Origin of the sequence: Pseudomonas argentinensis, assembly GCF_001839655.2 — a bacterium.
GTDB lineage: Bacteria > Pseudomonadota > Gammaproteobacteria > Pseudomonadales > Pseudomonadaceae > Aquipseudomonas > Aquipseudomonas argentinensis_B.
In genome coordinates this window covers 1,920,301-1,944,064 of the sequence record NZ_CP056087.1, presented here as the reverse complement: position 1 = coordinate 1,944,064, position 23,764 = coordinate 1,920,301, and the positions used below count along the sequence as shown (strand labels likewise).

The 23,764-nt window shown below is 63.2% G+C and carries 24 protein-coding genes and 1 tRNA gene; 9 read left to right on the top strand and 16 right to left on the bottom strand.

The annotated features are described in order from the left end of the window. Positions 1–3: 3 nt before the first annotated feature. The 8 genes from hscA to trmJ all read right to left on the bottom strand — a co-directional run bounded on the left by hscA (position 4) and on the right by trmJ (position 6,672). On the bottom strand, positions 4–1,869 hold the full coding sequence (hscA, locus tag SA190iCDA_RS08595) for a Fe-S protein assembly chaperone HscA (protein WP_070887882.1): 1,866 nt from the start codon (positions 1,867–1,869) through the stop codon (positions 4–6). A 54-nt stretch (positions 1,870–1,923) separates the two neighbouring features. Beyond that, entirely contained in the window at positions 1,924–2,451 is a 528-nt protein-coding gene (gene hscB / locus SA190iCDA_RS08590) for a co-chaperone HscB (protein WP_070887883.1), read from the bottom strand. Continuing rightward, positions 2,451–2,774, bottom strand: coding sequence for an iron-sulfur cluster assembly protein IscA (gene iscA / locus SA190iCDA_RS08585; protein ID WP_070887884.1), 324 nt, complete (start codon positions 2,772–2,774; stop codon positions 2,451–2,453). Before iscA ends, hscB begins: the two co-directional genes overlap by 1 nt. Positions 2,775–2,786: 12 nt before the next feature. Beyond that, entirely contained in the window at positions 2,787–3,173 is a 387-nt protein-coding gene (gene iscU, locus SA190iCDA_RS08580) for a Fe-S cluster assembly scaffold IscU (RefSeq protein WP_002552476.1), read from the bottom strand. A 42-nt stretch (positions 3,174–3,215) separates the two neighbouring features. Next, complete coding sequence (locus SA190iCDA_RS08575; RefSeq protein ID WP_070887885.1) at positions 3,216–4,430, bottom strand: IscS subfamily cysteine desulfurase; 1,215 nt, start codon at positions 4,428–4,430, stop codon at positions 3,216–3,218. A gap of 46 nt (positions 4,431–4,476) precedes the next feature. Beyond that, a complete protein-coding gene (iscR, locus tag SA190iCDA_RS08570; protein ID WP_070887886.1) occupies positions 4,477–4,974 on the bottom strand; it encodes a Fe-S cluster assembly transcriptional regulator IscR in 498 nt (165 codons plus the stop codon). Positions 4,975–5,123: 149 nt separating this feature from the next. Continuing rightward, positions 5,124–5,903 carry a serine O-acetyltransferase gene (gene cysE / locus SA190iCDA_RS08565; protein WP_070887887.1) on the bottom strand — a complete coding sequence of 260 codons (780 nt, stop codon included), beginning with the start codon at positions 5,901–5,903 and terminating at the stop codon, positions 5,124–5,126. After that, positions 5,896–6,672 (bottom strand): tRNA (cytosine(32)/uridine(32)-2'-O)-methyltransferase TrmJ, encoded by a 777-nt coding sequence (gene trmJ / locus SA190iCDA_RS08560; RefSeq protein ID WP_139159562.1) that lies wholly within the window; start codon positions 6,670–6,672, stop codon positions 5,896–5,898. The genes cysE and trmJ overlap by 8 nt, the downstream gene beginning before the upstream one ends. A 143-nt stretch (positions 6,673–6,815) precedes the next feature. On the opposite strand from trmJ, the gene suhB reads away from it, so the two are divergent. Next, the gene (gene suhB, locus SA190iCDA_RS08555; protein ID WP_070887889.1) at positions 6,816–7,631 is read left to right on the top strand and encodes an inositol-phosphate phosphatase; all 816 of its coding nucleotides are present in this window, start codon (positions 6,816–6,818) and stop codon (positions 7,629–7,631) included. 239 nt (positions 7,632–7,870) lie between these two features. On the opposite strand, the gene SA190iCDA_RS08550 is transcribed toward suhB, so the two are convergent. From SA190iCDA_RS08550 to queA, 6 genes are all read right to left on the bottom strand, one after another. Beyond that, a complete protein-coding gene (locus tag SA190iCDA_RS08550) occupies positions 7,871–8,413 on the bottom strand; it encodes a glycine zipper 2TM domain-containing protein (protein ID WP_070887890.1) in 543 nt (180 codons plus the stop codon). 127 nt (positions 8,414–8,540) lie between these two features. Further along, complete coding sequence (gene secF, locus SA190iCDA_RS08545) at positions 8,541–9,461, bottom strand: protein translocase subunit SecF (protein WP_070887891.1); 921 nt, start codon at positions 9,459–9,461, stop codon at positions 8,541–8,543. Between the two features lie 9 nt (positions 9,462–9,470). Beyond that, positions 9,471–11,339 carry a protein translocase subunit SecD gene (gene secD, locus SA190iCDA_RS08540; RefSeq protein WP_070887892.1) on the bottom strand — a complete coding sequence of 623 codons (1,869 nt, stop codon included), beginning with the start codon at positions 11,337–11,339 and terminating at the stop codon, positions 9,471–9,473. Positions 11,340–11,582: 243 nt separating this feature from the next. After that, positions 11,583–11,918 (bottom strand): preprotein translocase subunit YajC, encoded by a 336-nt coding sequence (gene yajC / locus SA190iCDA_RS08535; RefSeq protein ID WP_070887893.1) that lies wholly within the window; start codon positions 11,916–11,918, stop codon positions 11,583–11,585. Positions 11,919–11,956: 38 nt separating this feature from the next. Next, positions 11,957–13,072, bottom strand: coding sequence for a tRNA guanosine(34) transglycosylase Tgt (gene tgt, locus SA190iCDA_RS08530; protein ID WP_170834000.1), 1,116 nt, complete (start codon positions 13,070–13,072; stop codon positions 11,957–11,959). A 14-nt stretch (positions 13,073–13,086) separates the two neighbouring features. Next, positions 13,087–14,136, bottom strand: coding sequence for a tRNA preQ1(34) S-adenosylmethionine ribosyltransferase-isomerase QueA (queA, locus tag SA190iCDA_RS08525; RefSeq protein ID WP_070887971.1), 1,050 nt, complete (start codon positions 14,134–14,136; stop codon positions 13,087–13,089). A gap of 113 nt (positions 14,137–14,249) precedes the next feature. On the opposite strand from queA, the gene SA190iCDA_RS08520 reads away from it, so the two are divergent. The 3 genes from SA190iCDA_RS08520 to SA190iCDA_RS08510 all read left to right on the top strand — a co-directional run bounded on the left by SA190iCDA_RS08520 (position 14,250) and on the right by SA190iCDA_RS08510 (position 15,483). Continuing rightward, positions 14,250–14,334 (top strand) — tRNA-Leu (locus SA190iCDA_RS08520). Positions 14,335–14,677: 343 nt separating this feature from the next. Next, positions 14,678–14,890 (top strand): cold-shock protein, encoded by a 213-nt coding sequence (locus SA190iCDA_RS08515; protein WP_003284681.1) that lies wholly within the window; start codon positions 14,678–14,680, stop codon positions 14,888–14,890. 98 nt (positions 14,891–14,988) lie between these two features. Continuing rightward, entirely contained in the window at positions 14,989–15,483 is a 495-nt protein-coding gene (locus SA190iCDA_RS08510) for an RDD family protein (RefSeq protein ID WP_070887895.1), read from the top strand. Positions 15,484–15,554: 71 nt separating this feature from the next. Here SA190iCDA_RS08510 and lptG read toward each other — a convergent pair whose 3' ends face one another. Together lptG and lptF are read right to left on the bottom strand one after the other, a co-directional pair. After that, positions 15,555–16,616, bottom strand: a complete 1,062-nt coding sequence (gene lptG / locus SA190iCDA_RS08505) for an LPS export ABC transporter permease LptG (RefSeq protein ID WP_070887972.1) — start codon at positions 16,614–16,616, stop codon at positions 15,555–15,557. Then, positions 16,609–17,721 (bottom strand): LPS export ABC transporter permease LptF, encoded by a 1,113-nt coding sequence (lptF, locus tag SA190iCDA_RS08500; protein ID WP_070887896.1) that lies wholly within the window; start codon positions 17,719–17,721, stop codon positions 16,609–16,611. The genes lptG and lptF overlap by 8 nt, the downstream gene beginning before the upstream one ends. A gap of 145 nt (positions 17,722–17,866) precedes the next feature. On the opposite strand from lptF, the gene SA190iCDA_RS08495 reads away from it, so the two are divergent. From SA190iCDA_RS08495 to SA190iCDA_RS08475, 5 genes are all read left to right on the top strand, one after another. Next, positions 17,867–19,357 carry a leucyl aminopeptidase gene (locus SA190iCDA_RS08495; RefSeq protein ID WP_070887897.1) on the top strand — a complete coding sequence of 497 codons (1,491 nt, stop codon included), beginning with the start codon at positions 17,867–17,869 and terminating at the stop codon, positions 19,355–19,357. A 122-nt stretch (positions 19,358–19,479) separates the two neighbouring features. Continuing rightward, positions 19,480–19,899, top strand: a complete 420-nt coding sequence (locus tag SA190iCDA_RS08490; RefSeq protein WP_070887898.1) for a DNA polymerase III subunit chi — start codon at positions 19,480–19,482, stop codon at positions 19,897–19,899. A gap of 9 nt (positions 19,900–19,908) precedes the next feature. Continuing rightward, entirely contained in the window at positions 19,909–20,316 is a 408-nt protein-coding gene (locus SA190iCDA_RS08485; protein ID WP_070887899.1) for a DNA polymerase III subunit chi, read from the top strand. A 124-nt stretch (positions 20,317–20,440) separates the two neighbouring features. Beyond that, entirely contained in the window at positions 20,441–23,272 is a 2,832-nt protein-coding gene (locus SA190iCDA_RS08480; protein ID WP_070887900.1) for a valine--tRNA ligase, read from the top strand. A 134-nt stretch (positions 23,273–23,406) separates the two neighbouring features. After that, entirely contained in the window at positions 23,407–23,703 is a 297-nt protein-coding gene (locus SA190iCDA_RS08475; protein ID WP_070887973.1) for a winged helix-turn-helix domain-containing protein, read from the top strand. Positions 23,704–23,764: the final 61 nt, after the last annotated feature.

Sequence of the window (23,764 nt, the reverse complement as noted above, 5' to 3'; positions counted from 1 at the left end):
CGCTTATTCCTCGATCTCATTCAGGCTGCGCCCGGCCAGCGCGGCTTTAACCGTCGAATCCATACGCCGGGCGGCAAAGGCATCGGTCACCTGCGACAGACGCTTGGTCTGCTGCTCGATGGCCAGGCCATCGGTGCCCATCAACAAATCACGTAACTCCTGCATCTGCAGCTCGATCACCATACGCTCTTCGGCATCCAGCAAACGCTCGCCATCAGCCTGCAGTGCACCCTCGACCGCCTCGAGCAGGCGCTGGGCGTCGACCTGCTGCTCGCGCAAGGCACGGGCGGCCTTGTCGCCACCGGCATGCTGGAAGGAGTCCTGCAGCATGCGCGCGACCTCGCCGTCGGTGAGGCCGTAGGACGGCTTGACCTGAATGCTGGCTTCGACGCCCGAGGCGAGTTCGCGGGCGCTGACGCTGAGCAGACCGTCGGCATCGACCTGGAAGGTCACCCGAATCTTCGCTGCCCCCGCCACCATCGGCGGAATGCCGCGCAATTCGAAGCGCGCCAGGGAGCGGCAGTCACTGATCAGCTCGCGCTCGCCCTGCAGCACGTGGATCATCATGGCGCTCTGGCCATCCTTGTAGGTGGTGAATTCCTGGGCGCGAGCGACCGGAATGGTGGTGTTGCGCGGAATCACCTTTTCCATCAGCCCGCCCATGGTTTCCAGCCCCAGGGACAGCGGGATGACATCGAGCAGCAGCAGTTCTTCACCATCGGCCCGGCGATTGCCGGCCAGGGCATCGGCCTGGATCGCGGCGCCAATGGCGACCACCTGATCCGGGTCGATATCGGTCAGCGGCGGACGGCCGAACAGCTCGCCAACCGCCTCGCGCACCCGCGGCACACGGGTCGAGCCGCCGACCATGACCACCGCACCGACGTCCTCGACCTCGATACCGGCGTCGCGAACGGCGCGGCGGCAGGCCTTCAGGCTGCGCGCCACCATCGGCTCGATCAGTGCCTGGAAGTCGGCGCGGGGCAGCACGCCCCGCCACTGTCCGTACGCCACTTCGACGCTATCGGCGGTGGTCAGCGCTTCCTTGGCGGCGCAGGCCGCCTGCAGCAGGCTGCGCTGGGCGCCAGGCTCGATATCGGCCGAGAGACCGGCCTGCTCGACGACCCAGCTGGCGATGGCATGGTCGAAGTCATCGCCGCCCAGGGCGCTGTCGCCCCCGGTCGCCAGCACTTCGAACACGCCGCCGGTCAGACGCAGAATGGAAATATCGAAGGTACCGCCGCCCAGGTCATAGATGGCCACCACGCCTTCGGCTTTCTGGTCGAGACCGTAGGCCACCGCAGCGGCAGTCGGCTCGTTGAGCAGGCGCAGCACGTTCAGGCCGGCCAGACGCGCAGCGTCCTTGGTGGCCTGGCGCTGGGAATCGTCGAAATAGGCCGGCACGGTAATGACCGCCCCAACCAGCTCGCCACCCAGGGCCGCTTCGGCACGCTGGCGCAACACCTTGAGGATATCGGCGGACACTTCGACCGGGCTTTTCAGGCCCTGCACGGTGTCGATGAACGGCATGTGCGACTCGCCCGCCACGAAGCGGTAAGGCAGTTGCTCACCCAATTGCTTCACATCGGCAAGGCCGCGACCCATCAGGCGCTTGACCGACAGGATGCTGTTGAACGGGTCACTGGCGGCCTGAAGACGAGCTGCCTCGCCCACTTCGACGCGATCGGCGCGGTAGCGCACGGCCGATGGCAGAATCAGGCGCCCCTCGGCATCGGGCAATGGCTCGCTGACGCCGCTACGCACGGCCGCCACGAGGGAATTGGTGGTGCCCAGATCGATCCCTACCGCCAGGCGACGCTGGTGAGGTTGAGGGCTCTGGCCGGGCTCAGCAATCTGCAATAAAGCCATAGGTAGTCGGTGCTTATCTGGGTATCAGGCGCGGCCACGGCAGCCGCGCGAGCATTAATCGTCGAGGCGCTCTTCCAACTGGCGCACCTCGTGGGAAAGCTTGTCGAGAAACTGCATGCGGCGCATCAGGCGCTCGGCCTCTTCTCGGCGCGCATCGTCCTCCCAAGCCTCGGCGAAGCATTCGTTCAGCGCCTGCTGGGCGACTTTCAGACGGCCCTTGAAGGCGGCCACGCCAGCCAGATCGGCTTCGTCCTGCAGGTCTTCGAGCTCTTCACGCCACTGCATCTGCTGCATAAGGAAGTCGGGATCCTGCACGGTGACTTCCAGCGGCAGCTCAGGGCCGCGCATCGCCAGCAGGTAACGCGCGCGCTGCGAATCGCTCTTCAGCGTGCGGTAAGCCTCGTTGAGGCTTGCCGAACGCTCGAGCGCCACGCGCTGCTCACGCTCGGGCGCACCGGCGAAACGGTCCGGGTGCACGCTGCGCGCCAGCTCACGGTAACGGGCGGCAAGCTGATCGAGATCCAGCCGAAAGCTCGGCTGCAGCTCGAACAGGGCGAAGTGACAGGGGCCTGATCGCTTCATCAGATGTTGAAGCTTTCGCCACAGCCGCACTCGCCGCGCACGTTCGGGTTGTTGAACTTGAAGCCTTCGTTCAACCCTTCGCGCACGAAGTCCAGCTCGGTGCCGTCGAGGTATACCAGGCTCTTAGGATCGATGATCACCTTGACGCCATGGCTTTCGAACACCTGGTCTTCGCTGGCGGTTTCGTCGACGAACTCCAGCACGTAGGCCAGGCCGGAACACCCGGTGGTGCGAACCCCGAGACGGATGCCCTCACCCTTGCCACGACCGTCGAGCGAGCGACGGATATGCTGGGCAGCGGCTTGAGTCATGCTGATGGCCATCGACAAACCTCCTTAGAGCAAACCTTTCTTCTGCTTGTAGTCGCGCACGGCCGCCTTGATGGCGTCCTCGGCGAGCACCGAGCAGTGGATCTTCACCGGCGGCAACGCCAACTCTTCGGCGAGCTGGGTATTCTTGATGGTTTCCGCCTCGTCCAGCGTCTTGCCCTTCATCCACTCGGTGGCCAGGGAGCTGGAGGCGATGGCCGAACCGCAGCCGTAGGTCTTGAACTTGGCATCTTCGATGACGCCCTGTTCGTTGACCTTGATCTGCAGGCGCATCACGTCGCCGCAGGCCGGCGCGCCGACCATGCCGGTGCCGACGTCCGGGTCTTCCGCGTTCATCTTGCCGACGTTGCGCGGGTTCTCGTAGTGGTCGATGACCTTTTCGCTGTAAGCCATGTTATCAATCCTCTCTCATCAGGCGCCGCTCACCGGCAGCTTTTAGTGTGCTGCCCATTCCACCTTGGAAATGTCGACACCTTCTTTGAACATATCCCAGAGCGGCGACAGTTCGCGCAACTTGGTAACGGCCTCGCAGACCTTCTCCGCGGCGTAGTCGACTTCTTCTTCGGTGGTGAAGCGGCCGAAGGTGAAGCGAATCGAACTGTGCGCCAACTCGTCGTTGCGGCCCAAGGCACGCAGCACGTAGGAAGGCTCCAGGGACGCCGAAGTGCAGGCCGAACCGGACGAAACCGCCAGGTCCTTGAGGGCCATGATCAACGACTCGCCTTCGACGTAGTTGAAGCTCAGGTTCAGGTTGTGCGGCACGCGGGCGGTCATACTGCCGTTGACGTACAGCTCTTCCAAGGCCTCGACCTGCTTGAAGAAGCGATCGCGCAGCGCCAGTACCTTGGCGTTCTCGGCAGCCATCTCTTGCTTGGCGATACGGAAGGCTTCACCCATGCCGACGCACTGGTGGGTCGCCAGGGTACCGGAACGCATGCCACGCTCGTGGCCGCCACCGTGGGTCTGGGCTTCCAGACGAATACGCGGCTTGCGGCGTACGTACAGCGCGCCGACGCCTTTCGGGCCATAGGTCTTGTGCGCCGAAAAGGACATCAGATCGACCTTCAGCGCCTGCAGATCGATGTCGACCTTACCGGTCGACTGCGCGGCATCGACGTGAAAGAACACGCCACGGGCACGCAGCAGCTCGCCGATCGCGGCGATGTCGTTGACGGTACCGATCTCGTTGTTGACGTGCATGATCGACACCAGCGTGGTGTCCTCGCGCAGCGCCGCCTCGACCATGGCCGGGGTGATCAGGCCGTCTTCACCGGGCTCGATGTAGGTGACTTCGAAACCTTCACGCTCGAGCTGACGCATGGTGTCGAGCACCGCTTTGTGCTCGATCTTCGAGGTGATCAGGTGCTTGCCCTTGCTGGCGTAGAAGGTAGCGACGCCCTTGATGGCGAGGTTGTCGGACTCGGTGGCACCGGAGGTCCAGACGATTTCGCGCGGGTCGGCATTGACCAGTTCGGCCACCTGGCGACGGGCGTTCTCGACCGCTTCCTCGGCCTTCCAGCCGAATACGTGGGAGCGCGAAGCCGGGTTGCCGAAGTTGCCTTCATTGGTCAGGCATTCGATCATTTTCTGCGCAACGCGCGGGTCGACCGGCGTTGTCGCAGAGTAATCCATGTAGATTGGCAATTTCATTTTTTCGGTATCTCCTAATCAGGTATCAGGCCGGCGCCTTGCGTGCTCAATCGACGGTGGACGCTTCAATCTTATCCAGATGGTGCGCCCTGCCGTTGTTGGCGCAGCGACGTTGATCCTGACGCTGGGCGACTTCCTGCACTTCGCGGCGCGTGACCAGGTCGGCCAGGCTGATGCCGCTGAGAAACTCGTGAATCTGCTGGCTCAGGTCGCACCACAGGTGGTGGGTCAGGCAGATGTCGCCGGAGTGGCAACCACCCTGCCCCTGACACCGCGTGGCATCGACGGATTCGTTGACCGCGTCGATCACTTCCGCGACCTGGATGCCCTGCATGTTGCGCGACAGCTGATAGCCACCACCCGGCCCGCGTACGCTGGAAACCAGGCTTCCACGACGAAGCTTGGCGAATAGCTGCTCGAGATACGAAAGGGAAATGCCCTGACGCTCGGAGATATCGGCGAGGGATACCGGCCCGTTCTGGGCATGCAGCGCCAGGTCGAGCATGGCAGTCACGGCGTAGCGGCCTTTGGTAGTCAGTCGCATGAAGGGTTACCAAGGATTCACAATGTGAAGCGATTATCCCCTTTTCCGAGTATTTGAGTCAACTATAAGACCAACCAAAACACTCGGATTTAGAATCCCTCTCCACGCAAAGTGGCGGCGGATCATAGCAAAGCCAGACCCGCCCCGCATCACGCCGCCGGCTTGTCGCCCTGCTCCTTGCAGACGCCGGCGAAATCCTCGTCACGCAATTGCGGCATATCCTTGGCGCAGTAGTCACTGCCCAGCTTACCCAGCGCGCCGCAAATGCCTTCGAGGCGATTGTCGACCGCATGCAGGTGATCGAGCAGCTGGCCGATCGCACGGGCCACCGGATCGGGCATGTCCTGGCTGACCCCATAGGCATCGAAGCCCAGCTTGTCGGCCATGGCCTGGCGTTGCGCCTCGAGCCCGTCATCGCCCTTGACGATGATCTTGGCCGGGATGCCGACCGCGGTCGCACCCGCCGGCACCGCCTTGGTGACCACCGCGTTGGAGCCGATCTTGGCACCCGCGCCCACGGTGAACGGGCCGAGCACCTTGGCGCCAGCTCCCACCACCACGCCATCCTCGAGCGTCGGGTGGCGCTTGCCCTTGTTCCAGCTGGTGCCGCCCAGGGTCACGCCCTGATAGAGCGTCACGTCGTCGCCGATCTCGGCGGTCTCACCGATGACGATCCCCATGCCATGGTCAATGAAGAAACGCCGGCCGATCACCGCCCCCGGGTGAATCTCGATCCCGGTCAACCAGCGACTGAAATTCGACACACCACGGGCCAGCCACTTCCAGCCAGAGGCCCAGAGCGCGTGGGCGGCACGATGCAGCCACACCGCATGCAGCCCGGGGTAGCAGGTGACCACCTCGAAGGCATTGCGCGCCGCCGGATCACGATGGAATACACCCTGGATATCTTCCCGCATGCGCTCAAACATCAGTCTTTCCCCGTTTATGGTGCTCACCGCGCGCGGCCTTGAGGGTCTCGGTCAGGATGCCGCGCAAGATATTCATTTCCAGGCGGGTCACCTCGGCTCGCCCATACAGGCGGCGCAGGCGACTCATCAGGTGCCGCGGGCTGGCGGGATCAAGAAAGCCGATTTCCACCAGCGATTTCTCCAGATGCCCGTAGAAGGACTCCATCTCATCCGCCGTCACCGGCTGATCACCTTCCTCCACGGGCGCATCCTGCTGCGGCGCGACCGGGGCACTTTCGCAAGCCAGGGCCGCCATGCGCACCTCGTAGGTCAGCACCTGCACGGCAGCCGCCAGGTTCAACGAGCTGAACGCCGGATCGGAAGGGATGTGCACGTGAAAGTGGCAACGCTGCAGTTCTTCGTTGGTCAGGCCAGCGTGCTCACGGCCGAACACCAGCGCCACCTCGCCACCCTCGACAGCCTTCTGCACCGCCGCCACGCCGCATTCACGCGGATCGATCAACGGCCAGGGAATGCGCCGCTCCCGGGCACTGGTGCCAAAGGCCAGGCTGCAGCCGACCAGGGCCTCTTCGAGACAGGACACCACCTGGGCGGAATCGAGGATATCGGTAGCGCCGGAGGCCCGGGCGACCGCCTCCTCACTGGGAAACTGGCGCGGCTCGACCAGCACCAGGCGCGACAGCCCCATGTTTTTCATGGCCCTGGCCACCCCGCCGATATTGCCGGGATGACTGGTATTGACCAGTACCACTCGAATGTTCTGCAGCAAGGTAGAAGCCCGCGTCGGATAAATGAGGTGACAAATCTTACAGAAGCACCCTCCTTTGTGTCATGCAGGACACCGACGGCACTTCATGCGCCGGGCTTTTCTGCTAGAATGGCCGGCTTTATTACGACCCCAGGTGAACTTCCATGCAGCCCATGCTGAATATCGCGCTGCGCGCAGCCCGTAGCGCCGGTGAAATGATCTTCCGCTCAATCGAACGCCTGGACGTCATCGCCGTAGATGAAAAGGACGCCAAGGACTACGTGACCGAGATCGACCGCTCGGCCGAGCTGATGATTGTCCAGGCCCTGCGCAAGGCGTACCCGACCCACAGCTTTCTCGGCGAGGAAGGCGGCCTGCTCGAAGGCAGCGGCGAAGGCGCTGACTACCAGTGGATCATCGACCCGCTCGACGGCACCACCAACTTCGTTCGCGGCGTCCCGCACTTCGCCGTCAGCCTGGCCTGCAAATACCGCGGCCGCCTGGAGCACGCCGTGATCATCGATCCGGTTCGCCAGGAAGAATTCACCGCCAGCCGCGGCCGGGGCGCCGCCCTGAACGGTCGCCGCCTGCGCGTCAGCAACCGCAAGAGCCTGGACGGCGCCCTGCTCGGCACCGGCTTCCCGTTCCGCAATGACCAGTTGGACAACCTCGAGAACTACCTGGGCATGTTCCGCAGCCTGGTGGGCCAGACCGCCGGCGTACGCCGCGCCGGCGCCGCCAGCCTCGACCTGGCCTACGTCGCCGCCGGCCGCTTCGATGCGTTCTGGGAATTCGGCCTGTCCGAGTGGGACATGGCAGCCGGCGCCCTGCTGATCCAGGAAGCGGGCGGCCTGGTCAGCGACTTCAGCGGCGGCCACGAATTCCTCGAGAAGGGCCAGATCGTTGCCGGCAACACCAAGTGCTTCAAGGCCGTACTGACCGCGATTCAGCCGCACCTGTCGGCATCGCTCAAGCGCTAAGGGCTGGCGAAAGTCTGCTGCGCGTCGGCACTGCGGCGCTAAAAGCAGGCTCGGAACGCTCCTGTACAAAAGTACACTCCGCTTCCCCCGCCTGTTTTTCAGGGCCGCCTAGGCCCCGCATGGCTCTAGCTCGCTAGACCTTGAAGACCTGAATCAAAAAAACCGGCCCAAGGCCGGTTTTTTATCGCCCATGAAAAAGGCGCTCTCGGGAGCGCCTTTTCTTCAGCCCGCCGAGCGGATCACTCGCCCGACTCGGAGTCAGCCAGTACCAGCTTGCCGTCGCGAACCGGAATCTTGCTGCCCGGCTCTTCGTCCATGCGCACACGGCCTACCTTGCCATCCAGGTCGTATTTGACGTCGTAGCCGACGATCTTCTCACTGGTGTCGTGGACGGTCTTGCAGCGGGTTTCGGTAGTGGTGTAGGTGTCACGCGCCTGCATGCCTTCCTGCACCTTGTTGCCGGCATAACCGCCGCCCACCGCGCCTGCCACGGTAGCGATCTTCTTGCCATTACCGCCGCCTACCTGGTTACCCAATAGACCACCGACCACGGCGCCGATAGCGGTACCGGCGATCTGATGCTGATCCTGTACCGGGCGCTGACGGGTAACGGCCACGTCACGGCATTCTTCACGGGGGGTCTTGATGGTCTCGGTCACCGGCTTGACCGCCAGAACCTCGGCGTACTTGGGTCCGCTCACCATGCTATAGGTCGCGACAGCACCACCTGCAGTGACACCAACGGCACCCAGCACAGCACCAACCAACAATGACTTGTTCATGCGATTCTCCTGATCACAACTGCAGCGCCTATATGCGCCCTACTCCCAGCCTTGGAAATGTAAAACGGGCGACAAGTTCCCTTGTCGCCCGCCTTTAATGCAGCACAGATGATGAGCGAATCACGCTTTATGGGCGCTCGTCGACACCCTCGGCATCAGTGGCCGGAGGGATCAGGTCCTCGGAGGTCAACTTCAGCCAGATCAGCACCGGCGCACTGATGTACACCGAAGAGTAGGTACCCACTACCACACCGATAAGCAGGGTCAGCGCGAAGCCGCCCAGGCTGTCGCCACCGAACACCAGCAACGCGATCAGCGCCAGGGCGGTCGACAGCGAGGTGGCAATGGTACGCAGCAGGGTCTGGGTCACCGAGACATCGATGTTCTCGATGATGTCGGCCTTGCGCATCATCCGGAAGTTCTCGCGAATCCGGTCGTAGATGATGATGGTGTCGTTCAGCGAGTAGCCCACCATCGCCAGCACCGCAGCCAGCACGGTCAAGTCGAAGGGCACCTTGAAGAATGCCAGTATGCCAAGGGTGACAATGATGTCGTGCGCCAGGGAACCGACCGCGCCGACACCGAACTTCCATTGAAAACGAAAGGCCAGGTACAGCAAGATGCCGCCCAGCGCCAGCAGCATGGCCAGGCCACCCTGGTCACGCAGCTCCTCGCCCACCTGCGGGCCGACGAACTCGACGCGCTTGACCTCGAACGAGGTCTCGGTGTCGATCTTGCGCAGCGCGCTGGCCACTTCGTTGCCCAGATCGGGCGAGTCGCCGGCCAGGCGCACCAGTACGTCGGTGGTGGAACCGAAGCTCTGCACCACGGCGTCAGCGTAACCGGCCTGACCCAGCTCGCGCTTGATCAGCTCCAGATCCGCCGGCTGCTCGTAGGTCAGCTCGATCAACGTTCCGCCGGTGAAATCCAGACCGAAATTAAGACCATGTTTGAACAGGCTACCCAGACCGATAAGGCTGATAACCACGGTGACGGCGAACGCGATGTTGCGTATCGCCATGAACGGAATTCGTGAAGGTAACTTCATGATCTCACCTCAAATCCACAGTTTCTTGAAGTTACGGCCACCGAAGATCAGGTTGACCATGCCGCGAGTGAACATGATCGCGGTGAACATCGAGGTGACGATGCCCAGCGACAGGGTCACAGCGAAGCCTTTCACCGGACCAGTACCCAGCCCGAACAGAATCGCGCCGACCAGCAGCGTGGTCAGGTTACTGTCGAGAATTGCCGAGTAGGCGCGATCGAAACCTTCATGGATCGCCCGCTGAACGCTCAGGCCCTTGGCCAGCTCCTCGCGAATCCGCGAGAAGATCAGCACGTTGGCATCGACCGCCATGCCCAGGGTCAGCACGATACCGGCAATGCCTGGCAGGGTGAGCGTTGCACCGATCACCGACATCAGGCCGACCAGCAGGGTCAGGTTGAACGCCAGGGCGATGGTGGCCAGGACACCGAAGAAACGGTAGATGGCGATGATGAACAACGACACGAAGACCATCGCCCACTCGGTGGATTCGATGCCCTTGACGATGTTCTCGGCACCCAGGCTCGGGCCGATGGTGCGCTCTTCGGCAAAGTACATTGGCGCGGCCAGGCCACCGGCGCGCAACAACAGCGCAAGCTCGGACGACTCACCCTGGCCGTTCAGACCGGTAATGCGGAACTGGCTGCCCAGCGGCGACTGGATGGTCGCCAGGCTGATGATCTGCTTCTCCTCCTTGAAGGAGTCGACCTGCACTTCCTGTTCGACGCCGTCGACCATCTGCTTCACGTAGCGGGTCTGCGGGCGCTGCTCGATGAAGATCACCGCCATGCTGCGCCCGACGTTGCTGCGGGTGGCGCGGTTCATCAGGTCACCACCGTGGCCATCCAGGCGGATGTTGACCTGCGGGCGACCGTTCTCGTCGAAGCTGGCCTGGGCGTCGGTCACCTGGTCACCGGTGATGATCAGCTCACGCTCGAGCTGCACCGGCGGGCGGCCTTCCTCGCGGAAGCCGAACTGCTCGGTGGTGCCACGCGGCGCATTCGGGTCGGCCGCCAGACGGAACTCCAGGTTGGCGGTCTTGCCGAGGATACGCTTGGCTTCGGCCGTGTCCTGCACACCCGGCAGCTCGACCACGATGCGATTGGCACCCTGGCGTTGCACCAGTGGCTCGGCGACGCCGAGCTCGTTGACCCGGTTACGCACCGTGGTCAAGTTCTGGCGAATCGAGTACTCGCGAATTTCCGCGATCTTGGCCGGCGTCAGGGTGACACGCAACACCTGCTGGCCACCACGCTCCTGGGCGTTGAGTTCGAAATCGTTGTAATCCTTGCGAATCAGTTGCTCGGCCTTGGCCAGCGTCTCGGCGTCAGCGAAGCCCAGCTGAATGGCGCCACCTTGCTGCGGCATGCTGCGATAACGCACACGCTCCTTGCGCAGCAGGCTCTTGAGTTCGCCCTCGTAGACCTGGCGACGCACTTCCAAGGCCTTGTCCATGTCGACTTCGAGCAGGAAGTGCACACCACCGGAGAGGTCGAGACCCAGCTTCATGGGGCTCGCGCCGAGACTGCGCAGCCACTCGGGCGTGGTCTGGGCAAGGTTCAGGGCCACCACGAAATTGTCGCCCAGGGTCTTGCGCACGACATCCTTGGCTGGCAGCTGGTCGCCCTGGCTGACCAGGCGAATCAGGCCGCTGCGGCCCTGCTCGCCCACGTTCGATGCCTTGACCTCGATCCCCGCCTCGGTCAGCGCCCTGCTGACGCGGTCGAGATCGGCCTGCGCGATGGTCTGCGCCGAACTGGCCCCGCTGATCTGGATCGCCGGATCATCGGGGTAAAGATTGGGTGCGGAATAAATCAGACTGACGATCAGCACAGCTGCGATCAGCAGGTACTTCCACAAAGGGTATTTGTTGAGCATGAATGACGCCGCCCGCTTATGACGCGGGGCGCAATATGCGCCCCGCGGGATGGATAAAACTGCAACAGAGACTTAACAGACCGCTGAAAACCCTAGACGAGGCGGCCAGCGCCAGGCCGATGGCGGCCCACAGGTACAGGCGAGGAAGTGCTCGGAGTCGCGAACGACTTTACCGGTGCAAATGCGCATTCCGAGCCTGTATCTAACGCAGCGATGGCAACGCAGGTCGTTTTTCAACCGTGATCAGATGGCTTTCAGCGTACCTTTGGGCAGGGTTGCCGCAACGGCTGCTTTCTGGATCTTCAGCTCGACGGTGTCGGACACTTCGATGACCACGAAGTCATCGCTGACCTTGGAAACCTTGCCGGCGATGCCGCCGCTGGTTACCACTTCGTCACCCTTCTGCAGGTTGCCGAGCAGGTTCTTGTGCTCCTTGGCGCGCTTGGCCTGGGGACGCCAGATCATCAGGTAGAAGATGACCAGGAAGCCGATCAGGAAGATCCACTCGAAACCGGTACCAGCCGGGCCGGCAGCAGGGCCAGCGGCATCAGCGTAGGCAGCGGGAATAAAAAAGCTCATTTGATACTCCTGTTGAAAGATCTTTTGACCATCGGAAATCAGTCCAGCGGCGGCGTTGGCAGGCCGCGTCGGGCATAGAAGGCATCGACAAAGGCGGCCAATGTACCCTGTTGAATTGCCTCGCGCAAACCAGCCATGAGGCGCTGGTAATGGCGCAAGTTGTGGATTGTATTCAACATGCTGCCGAGCATTTCGCCGCACTTGTCCAAATGATGCAGATAGGCGCGCGAGAAGTGTTTGCAGGTGTAACAGTCGCAGGTCGGATCCAGCGGCGAGTCATCGTGACGGTGGAAGGCATTGCGGATTTTCAACACCCCGGTATCGACGAACAGATGGCCGTTGCGCGCATTGCGGGTCGGCATCACGCAGTCGAACATATCCACGCCACGGCGCACGCCCTCGACCAGATCTTCGGGCTTGCCGACGCCCATCAGGTAACGCGGCTTGTCGCTCGGCATCTGCCCGGGCAGGTAGTCGAGCACCTTGATCATCTCTTCCTTCGGCTCGCCCACCGACAGGCCGCCGATGGCCAGGCCGTCGAACTCCAGCTCGTTCAAGCCCTCCAGCGAGCGCATGCGCAGCGACTCGTGCATGCCACCCTGGACGATGCCGAACAGCGCGGCGCTGCTGTCGCCATGGGCGACCTTGGAACGCTTGGCCCAGCGCAGCGACAGCTCCATGGAGGTCTTGGCCACGTCGAACTCAGCGGGGTATGGCGTGCATTCGTCGAAGATCATCACAATGTCCGAGCCCAGGTCGCGCTGCACCTGCATGGATTCTTCCGGCCCCATGAACACCTTGGCGCCGTCGACCGGCGAGGCGAAGGTCACGCCCTCCTCCTTGATCTTGCGCATCGCCCCCAGGCTGAACACCTGGAAACCGCCGGAGTCGGTGAGGATCGGCCCCTGCCACTGCATGAAGTCGTGCAAGTCGCCGTGGCGCTTGATGACCTCGGTACCCGGACGCAGCCACAGGTGGAAGGTGTTGCCCAGAATGATCTGCGCGCCGATCGCCTCGATGTCGCGCGGCAACATGCCCTTGACCGTGCCGTAGGTGCCCACCGGCATGAATGCCGGGGTTTCCACCACGCCACGCGGGAAGGTCAGGCGGCCGCGACGGGCCTTGCCATCGGTGGCGAGCAGTTCGAAGGACATGCGGCAGCTGCGCGTCATATTGAAACCTCGGGCCCGCGCGGTGCGGGATTGCGGGTGATGAACATGGCATCACCGTAACTGAAGAAGCGATAGCCCTCGGCCACGGCCTGGGCATAGGCCGCCATGGTTTCGGGATAGCCGGCGAATGCCGACACCAGCATCAGCAGGGTCGACTCCGGCAGGTGGAAGTTGGTGACCAGGGCATCGACCACATGGAAGGGCCGGCCCGGGTAGATGAAGATGTCGGTGTCGCCGCTGAAGGGCTTGAGCTCGCCATCACGGGCGGCGCTTTCCAGGGAACGGACGCTGGTGGTCCCCACCGCCACGACGCGGCCGCCGCGGGCGCGACATGCCTGCACGGCATCGACCACGTCCTGGCCGACTTCGAGCCACTCGCTGTGCATGTGGTGATCTTCGATGTGCTCGACACGTACCGGCTGGAAGGTCCCGGCGCCAACATGCAGGGTGACGAAGGCGCTTTCGACACCCTTTTCGCGCAACGCGGCCAGGAGCTCGTCATCGAAATGCAGGCCCGCCGTGGGCGCTGCCACGGCGCCGGCCTTCTGTGCATAGACGGTCTGGTAACGCTCGCGGTCGGCGTCCTCGTCGGGTCTGTCTATATAAGGAGGCAACGGCATGTGCCCGACGCGCTCGAGCAGCGGCAGCACCGCCTCCTCGAAACGCAGCTCGAACAACGCATCGTGACGCGCCAGCATCTGCGCCTGGGCGCCACCATCGATATCGAGCAGCGAACCCGGCTTGGGCGACTTGCTCGAACGCACGTGCGCCAGCACGCGGTGCTCGTCGAGCACCCGCTCGATCAGAATCTCCAGCTTGCCGCCGGTGGCCTTCTGCCCGAACAGCCGCGCCGGGATCACCCGGGTGTTGTTGAACACCATCAGGTCGCCGGGGCGCAGGTATTCCAGCAGGTCGGCGAACTGCCGATGGGCGAGTGCACCGCTGGCGCCATCGAGAATCAGCAATCGGCTGGCACGGCGCTCGGCAAGGGGGTGACGGGCGATCTGCCCGTCAGGCAGATCGAAATGAAAGTCGGCAACGCGCATGATCGAAAAGGTGTCGTACTGCAGGGCAGAGCAGCTTACCGGAATTCGCCTACGCTGACCACGCAAGCGCATTGACCAACGGCATCTTGCTCCCTATACTGCGCCGCCATTGTGCCCCGGTGGCGGAACCGGTAGACGCGGCGGATTCAAAATCCGTTTTCGAAAGAAGTGGGAGTTCGAGTCTCCCCCGGGGCACCATATATCCTTCTACTGTTGCCAACTTGTGACAGTTCGCACTGAAACAGTGCCGTGCATCGCCTCGCTGCACAGGCTTGAGCCATTATAAAAACCCATCTGCAATTCGGACAAAGCCTCGCGATCATTACGTGGGTTTATGCGTGTCCGAAGGGTTGGCATTTGCCTAAAAGTTAGCGTAGAGTTCAGCCACTGTGTTTGCATGGGTCGCCGAGAATCGTGACCTGATGCAGTAGATCGCCCTAGATCCGCTACATCCCGTTCGACTTCCATCACTCCTTGCAACCAGTCTTCAGTCCTCTACACATGGAGGCTGTCATCAACTCTAGTTCCAAGGATAAGAGACATGTCGAATCGTCAGAACGGTACCGTCAAGTGGTTTAACGACGAGAAAGGTTTTGGTTTTATCACTCCAGAAAGCGGTCCGGATCTGTTCGTACATTTCCGCGCTATCGAAGGTAACGGCTTCAAGAGCCTGAAAGAAGGCCAGAAAGTTAGCTTCGTTGCTGTACAAGGTCAAAAAGGCATGCAGGCTGACCAGGTTCAAATCCAGGAATAAGCCGCTGTTTGAAAAAACCCCTGACTCACGTCAGGGGTTTTTTTATACCTGCAACTTAGTATCCGTGCTTTAACCGCCCTTATGCATGCGAACCCGATATGCCAAGATCCGCACTACGCCCGCAAGGCGACTTTCCCCCGGCCGGCCCTGGCCGGCGCCTGGCAGCCATCTTGTACGACGGCTTCCTGTGCATCGCGCTGCTGATCGTCGTGGGCTTCATCTACAAACTGATCCAGATGGCCATCTACGGCGAAGCGCAGCTGCGGCAATGGGCGGATGCGGGCGCCCTGGACCATGACCCACTGCTCTCCAGCCTGTTGCTGCTGAGCCTGTTCGGCTTCTTCGCCAAGTTCTGGACCCACGGCGGCCAGACCTTGGGCATGCAGGTGTGGGGCATTCGCGTGCAGAACGCCGATGGCACGGCGATCAGCCTGTGGCAGGCGCTGCTGCGCTTTCTGATCGCCATCCTGTCATGGCTGACGCTGGGGCTGGGTTTTCTGTGGATGCTGGTCGACAAGCGCAAGCGCAGCTGGCATGACCTGTATTCCAATACTGTGATCGTGCGCCTGCCCAAGCACGCGCACCGCAAATAACAAGGGTCGGCAGAGATTCGAATTACCGCGAAACTGCGCCCTCTCCACTGATGGGAGAGGGCACAGTGGGATCAGCCAGCCCGGCGCAGCAGCCAGAGGCCGGCGATGGCGCAGATGCTCGCTGGAAGCAGCACCGCCACCAGAGGCGAGAAGCCGAACACCAGGCTCGATGGGCCGAGCAGATCCTGGGCGATACGGAACACGAAGCCCACCAGCACACCGGTGAATACCCGCTGGCCGAGGGTGACCGAACGCAGCGGGCCGAAGATGAAGGAGATGGCCATCAATACCAGCGCGGCGGTGACCAGCGGCTGCAGCACCTTGGTCCAGAACGCCAGCCAGTAATTGCCGTTGTTCAGGCCCTGCTCTTTCAGGTAATGGATGTAGCTCCACAAGCCGGTGATCGACAGCGCCTCGGGCTCCAGCACCACGGTGCCGAGCAACTGCGGGCTGAGCTCGATATCCCAGCGTTCGGTCGGTGCCTTGACGACTTCGGTGCGGCGATCATGGAACAGCGTGGTCGCCACATCCTCCAGCTCCCAATAGCTGCCTTCGTAGGTGGCGCGGCGGGCGAAGCTGGACGACTCCAGGCGGCGCTCGTCATCGAAGCGATAGCGGGTCACCCCGAACAGCACGCCACCGGGCTGCACGGCATTGATGTGCACGAACTCCTGTCCCTGACGGTGCCACATGCCGCGCTTTGCGGTCTGCGCTTCGCCACCACCCTGGGCCATGGCACGGCTGGCCTGGGCCTGGTTTTCGGTCCAGGGCGCCAGGTACTCGCCGATCAGAATGCCCACCAGCATCAGCGCCAGCATGGGCTTCATCACGCCCCAGACGATACGCCCGATGGACACGCCGGCCGCGCGCATGATGGTCAGCTCGCTGTTGCTGGCCAGCGTACCCAGGCCGATCAGGCAACCCACCAGCGCCGCCATCGGCAGCATGTCGTAGATGCGCCGCGGCGCGGTCAGCAGTACGTACCAAAGCGCATCGCCGATGCCATAGTTGCCTTCGATGTCGCCCAGCTCATCGATCAGCGCGAACAGCAGGGCCAGGCCGACGATGATGCCGAGCACAGCCAGAATGGCGAACAGCACCTGCACGCCGATGTAACGATCCAGCTTAACCACGAGCATTCTCCCGACGGCTTACCAACTTCAGACGCAGCGGCTCCCAGTAGAGCAGCGCCAGGCCAACCAGCAGGAACAACAGGTGCACGCCCCACAGCCCGACATAAGGCGGGATACGCCCCTTGTCCAGCGCACTGCGGGCCGCCACCAGCAGGCCGAGGTAGGTCATGTACAGGAGAATCGCCGGCAGCAGCTTGAGAAAGCGGCCCTGACGTGGGTTGACCCGTGACAGCGGTACGGCCATCAGGGTGACGATAAAGACCAGCAACGGGATGGAGATACGCCACTGCAGTTCGGACTGCAGGCGCGGCTCGTCACTGCCGATCAATTGCGAGGTGGGAATCGCCTCGCGTTCGCTGATGTCCGCCGCTACCGACGGCTTGGGCAGCAGCACGCCGTAGGTGTCGTACTGGATCACCCGGTAATCGGCCTGCCCCGGATTGCCGTCATAGCGGTAGCCGTTTTCCAGGATCAGGTAGCGGCTGCCGTCGGGCTGCACTTCCTGGCGACCACGCTCGGCGACCAGCACGCTGATGCCGCGATCCTTGTCGCCCTCGCGGGACACACGCTTGTCGGAGATAAAGATGCCGCCCAGCTCGGTGCGGTCGTCCGACAGCTCCCGGGTGTAGGTGACCCGGGTGCCGTCGCGCATCGACTGAAAGCGCCCCGGCACCAGGGTATCGAACTCGGTCAGGGCATCCTGCTGATTGAAGATCCTGGCGACCTGGGTCACGCCCTGGGGCGCCAGGCCCAGGCTCAGCCAGGCCACCAGCAGCGCCACCACGGTGGCGGGCGCCAAACTGTAGAGAAACAGCCGCTGCTGGCTCATGCCGGTGGCCGACAGCACGGTCATCTCGCTGTCCAGGTAAAGCCGCCCGTACGCCAGCAAAAAGCCCAGGAACAGGCCGAGAGGCAGAATCAGCTGCAGGAAACCGGGCAGGCGAAACCCCATGATCAGGAACAGCACGCTCGGGTCGAGTATCCCCTGGGCCGCCTGGGCCAGGTACTTGATGAAGCGGCCACTCATGATGATTACCAGCAGTACGGCGCTCACCGCACTCAGGGTAACCAGAACCTCTCGGGACAAATATCGGAAGACGATCAAACAGACACTCCAGGGTTGTCAGGCTCAGGCGGCTGTGCTCAAACTAGCCGAACAGCATGCTGGCCCGCACTTTCAAGCGAACCGGCCGAAAAAATTGTCGTCCATTATCCTGTATTCGCGACTCGTTGTCTTGGGGACACCACGCATGGAATTTATCGTCAAAAGCGCTCGCCCGGAAACACTGAAAACCGCCACCCTGGTCATCCCGGTTGCCGAGGGTGGCAAGCTCGGCACCACGGCCAAGGCCGTGGACGCTGCCAGCGGCGGCGCCATTGCCGCCCTGCTCAAGCGTGGCGACCTGGCGGGCAAGCCTGGCCAGACCCTGCTGGTTCACGGTGTGGCGAACCTCAAGGCCGAGCGCGTACTGCTGGTCGGCACCGGCAAGGACGCCGAACTGTCTGACCGCCAACTGCGCAAATTGATCGCTGCCATTTATGGCGTACTGAAAAATCTCGGTGGCAGCGATGCCCTGCTGGCCCTGCAGGATGTCCAGGTGAAGGGCCGCGACGCCTACGGCAAGGCCCGCCTGCTGGTGGAAAGCCTGGCCGACGCCAGCTACCAGTTCGATCGTTTCAAGAGCCAGAAGGCCACGCCCGGCGCCCTGAGGAAGATCATCCTGATCACCGACAAGGCCGACACCGCCGCCGTCGAGCGCGCTACCCGCGAGGCACGCGCCATCGCCATCGGCATGGCACTGACCAAGGACCTGGGCAACCTGCCGCCGAACATCTGCCACCCCAGCTACCTGGCCGAACAGGCCAAGGAGCTGGCCAAGGCGCACAACAATCTCAAGGTCGATATTCTCGACGAGAAGAAGCTGCAGGCCCTGGGTGCCGGCGCCTTCCTCGCCGTGGCTCAAGGCAGCGACCAGCCGCCGCGAATGATCGTCATGCAGTACAACGGCGGCAAGAAAGGTGACAAGCCCCACGCCCTGGTCGGCAAGGGCATCACCTTCGATACCGGCGGCATCAGCATCAAGCCGGCTGCCGGCATGGATGAAATGAAGTACGACATGGGTGGTGCGGCCAGTGTGTTCGGCACCCTGCGCGCGGTGCTCGAACTGCAACTGCCGATCAACCTGGTATGCCTGCTGGCCTGCGCCGAGAACATGCCCAGTGGCGGCGCGACCCGCCCGGGCGACATCGTCACCACCATGAGCGGGCAGACCGTGGAAATCCTCAACACCGACGCCGAAGGCCGCCTGGTGCTGTGCGACACCCTGACCTACGCCGAGCGCTTCAAGCCGCAATCGGTGATCGATATCGCCACCCTGACCGGCGCCTGCATCGTCGCCCTGGGCAGCAACGTCTCCGGCCTGATGGGCAACGACGACGAGCTGGTCAACCAGATCCTCGCCGCCGGCCGCCAGGCCGATGACCGCGCCTGGCAACTGCCGCTGTACGACGAATACCAGGAGCAGCTGGACAGCCCGTTCGCCGACATCGCCAACATCGGTGGGCCGAAAGCCGGCACCATCACCGCCGGCTGCTTCCTGTCGCGCTTCACCAAGGCCTACAAGTGGGCGCACCTGGACATCGCCGGCACCGCCTGGGTCAGCGGCGGCAAGGACAAGGGCGCCACCGGCCGCCCGGTGCCGCTGCTCACCCAGTACCTGCTCGACCGCGTGACGGCCTGACCACCAGCGCTGCTGAGGGTGGCCACTCCCGGCCACCCTCGCCTGTCACTCCTGCCCTGCTCGAAACCGTCCACTGCGCTTTTCGCTTGAAGCTTGCCGCTTGAAGCCCGACACTTGCCGCCATGCCCCGAATCGAATTCTACGTACTGTCGTCGGCCACTCCAGCCGAACGCCTGCGCGCTGCCTGCCAGCTCGCCGGCAAAGCCTGGCGAGCCGGTCTGCCGGTGTTTCTGCGCGGTCGCGACAACGCGCAATGCCACGAACTCGACGAGCTGCTCTGGCGTGTCCGCCAGGAGAGCTTCATTCCCCACGGCCTGCATCAGGACGATCCCCACGCGTCCGTGGTGATCGGTCTGGACGAGGAACCGGCGGCGCAGCAAGCGGTGCTGATCAACCTCAGCAGCGCCCTCAGCCCGCATATCGACCGGTTCAGCCGGGTGATCGAGATCGTCAACCAGGAACCCGACCTGCTGGCCGCCTGCCGGGAGAATTTCCGCAGCTACCGGCAACGCGGCTATGATCCCAAACGTGTCGAACTGTAGACCCCTGCCATGGACAACCTGAACCCGCCCCACAAACCCGGCGCCCTGCTGAGCGATCTCGAATCGATTCGCGAGCTGCTCGACGACGACCTCGACCCGCCGCTGCTCACCGACAGGTTCGAACCGGACGACATTCCCCTGCTCTCCGAGGTGGTTCGCGCCCCCGAGCCGGTAATCGCCGCGCAACCCGCCGCGCCCGGCAGCGCAACCGGGATCGCCTCGGAAGACGAGTTGCGCCAGACCGTGCAGCGCGCCATCGGCCGCGACAACGAGATCAACCGCCTGGACACCGAGCTGCGCGCCGCGGCGCAACTGCTGCTGCAGGATGTGATCGACGATTTCGTGCCGCAGATCGAAGCCGAGCTCAAGCGCCGCCTGCAGGCGCGCCTCAATCGCCTGCTCCCGCCGCGCCGCTGATCTCTCCCCGCCCTGACGGCCTTTTTCAGCGCGACCGATAGCCGCGACAGCGGAGGAAAACTGCACGGCGGTTGGTTATACTGCTCGGCTTTTCCGATCAGACGCCAGAAGGGTCCCGCCGCGCATGGACAAGACCTACCAGCCCCACGCCATCGAAACCGCCCTGTACGAAAACTGGGAGGCGAAGGGCTACTTCGCTCCGCAGGGTTCCGGTGAACCCTACACCATCATGATCCCGCCGCCGAACGTGACCGGCAGCCTGCACATGGGCCACGGTTTCAATAACGCGATCATGGACGCGCTGATCCGCTTCCGCCGCATGCAGGGTCGCAACACCCTGTGGCAGCCGGGCACCGATCACGCCGGTATCGCCACGCAGATGGTGGTGGAACGTCAGCTGGGCGCCCAGGGTATCGATCGCCATGATCTGGGCCGCGAGAAATTCCTTGAGAAAGTCTGGGAGTGGAAAGCCGAGTCCGGTGGCACCATCACCCGGCAGATCCGTCGCCTGGGCTCGTCGGTGGACTGGTCGCGCGAGCGCTTCACCATGGACGACGGCCTGTCCGAGGCGGTCAAGGAAGCATTCGTACGCCTGCACGAGGACGGCCTGATCTACCGCGGCAAGCGTCTGGTCAACTGGGACACCAAGTTCCACACCGCCATTTCCGACCTGGAAGTGGAAAGCCACGACGAGAAAGGCCACCTGTGGAACCTGCGCTACCCGCTGGCCGACGGCCAGAAGACCGCAGAGGGAGACGACTACCTGATCGTCGCCACCACGCGCCCGGAAACCATGCTCGGTGATGCCGCCGTCGCCGTGAACCCGCAAGACGAGCGCTACAAGGCGCTGATCGGCCAGTACGTCGAGCTGCCGCTGGTGGGCCGCCGCATCCCGATCATCGCCGACGATTATTGCGACCCGGAATTCGGCACCGGCTGCGTGAAGATCACCCCGGCCCACGACTTCAATGACTATGAGGTCGGCAAGCGCCATAACCTGCCGCTGATCAACATTTTCGACCAGGATGCCAAGGTGCTGCCCGGCGCGCAGATCTTCAACATCGACGGCAGCGTCAACGCCCTGCTCGATGCCAGCCTGCCCGCCGAATACGCCGGCCTGGATCGCTTCGAGGCGCGCAAGCAGATCGTCGCAGCTTTCGATGCCCGCGGCCTGCTGCAAAGCATCGACGACCACGCCCTGAAAGTGCCGAAGGGCGACCGCTCCGGCACCATCATCGAACCCTGGCTGACCGATCAGTGGTACGTGTCCACCAAGCCGCTGGCCGAGAAGGCCATCGAAGTGGTCGAGAACGGCGAGATCCAGTTCGTGCCCAAGCAGTACGAAAACATGTACTTCAGCTGGATGCGCGATATCCAGGACTGGTGCATCAGTCGTCAGCTGTGGTGGGGTCACCGTATTCCGGCGTGGTACGACCAGGCGGGCAACGTCTATGTCGGCCGCGACGAAGCCGAGGTGCGCGCCAAGCACGACCTGGGCAACATCGCCCTGCGCCAGGACGACGACGTGCTGGACACCTGGTTCAGCTCCGGCCTGTGGACCTTCTCCACCCTCGGCTGGCCCGAGCAGACCGACTTCCTGAAGACCCATCACCCGACCGACGTGCTGGTCACCGGTTTCGACATCATCTTCTTCTGGGTTGCCCGGATGATCATGCTCTCGACCCACCTGACCAAACAGATTCCGTTCAAGACCGTGTACGTGCACGGCCTGGTGCGCGACGGCCAGGGCCAGAAGATGTCCAAGTCCAAGGGTAACGTCCTCGATCCGCTGGATATCGTCGACGGCATCGACCTGGAAACCCTGCTGGCCAAACGCACCAGCGGCATGATGCAGCCCAAGCTCGCCGAGAAGATCGCCAAGCAGACCAAGGCCGAGTTCCCGGAAGGCATCGCCAGCTACGGCACCGACGCCCTGCGCTTCACCTTCTGCTCGCTGGCCACCACCGGCCGCGACGTGAAGTTCGACATGGGCCGCGTCGAGGGCTATCGCAACTTCTGCAACAAGCTGTGGAACGCCGCCAACTTCGTCATCGAGAACACCGATGGCCAGGACACCGGCATCACTGGCGAGGCCGTGGACCTGTCGCCGGTCGACCGCTGGATCATCTCCGCCCTGCAGCGCTGCGAGCAGGACGTGACCCGCCACCTCGACGCCTTCCGCTTCGACCTGGCGACTCAAGCGCTGTACGAGTTCGTCTGGGACGAGTACTGCGCCTGGTACCTGGAGCTGGTCAAACCCGTGCTGTGGGACGAGAACGCACCGCTTGAGCGCCAGCGCGGCACCCGCCGTACCCTGGCGCGTGTGCTGGAAGTGATCCTGCGTCTGGCCCACCCGTTCATGCCGTTCATCACCGAAGAAATCTGGCAGCGCATCAAGGGCCAGGCCGGCGTCAGCGGCGACACCCTGATGCTGCAGCCGTGGCCGGTGGCCAACGAGGCCCGCCTCGACGCCGCGGCCGAAGGCGATATCGAATGGGTCAAGCAGCTGATGCTCGGCGTGCGGCAGATCCGTGGCGAGATGAAAATCTCCATGGCCAAACGCATCGACGTGATCCTCGCCAACGCCTCGGCCTCCGACCTGCGCCGCCTCAACGACAATGCCCCGCTGCTCAACAAGCTGGCCAAGTTCGAGTCGGTGACGGTGCTGGCTGCCGGCGAAGAAGCGCCAATGTCCGCTACTGCCCTGGTCGGCGACATGCAGGTACTGGTGCCGATGGCCGGGCTGATCGACAAGGAAGCCGAACTGGCGCGCCTGGACAAGGAAATCCAGCGCCTGGAAGGCGAAGCCAAGCGGGTCGGCGGCAAGCTGGCCAACGAAGGCTTCGTCGCCAAGGCCCCGGCCGAGGTGCTTGAGAAGGAACGCGCCAAACTGGCCGAGGCCGAACAGGCCCTGGCCAATCTGGTGGAGCAGCGCGGCAAGATCGCCAGCCTCTAACAGCCTGTAGCTCCGCGCAGTGATAAGGAAACGGCCCGCCGCGGTGAAAACCCGGCGGGCCGTTTTCGTTTATGGGCATGCCGTGGTGCATCAGGCAGTATGCTCGCGACTCCTCACCTGATCGGACGATGCAAATGGATGTGAGCAAGACCAAGACCAGTTTCTACCGCCGCCTCTACGTCGCCTGGCTGATCGACAGTGGCACCGCCGATAGCGTGCCCGCCCTGATGGCCGCCACCGGCATGCCCCGGCGCACCGCCCAGGACACCCTGAGTGCCCTGGAGGAGCTGGATATCGACTGCCAGTTCCAGCAGCAGGATGGCGAGCGCAACAACGCCGGCCGTTACGTGATCCGCGACTGGGGCGCCATCGACAAGCGCTGGATTGCCGCCAATCTGCAGCAGGTCAAAGCAGTGCTCGGCTATCCCTGAGAACCTGTCCAAAGTCTGCTGCGCGTCGATACTGCGGCGTTGAAAGCAGGCTCTGAAATTT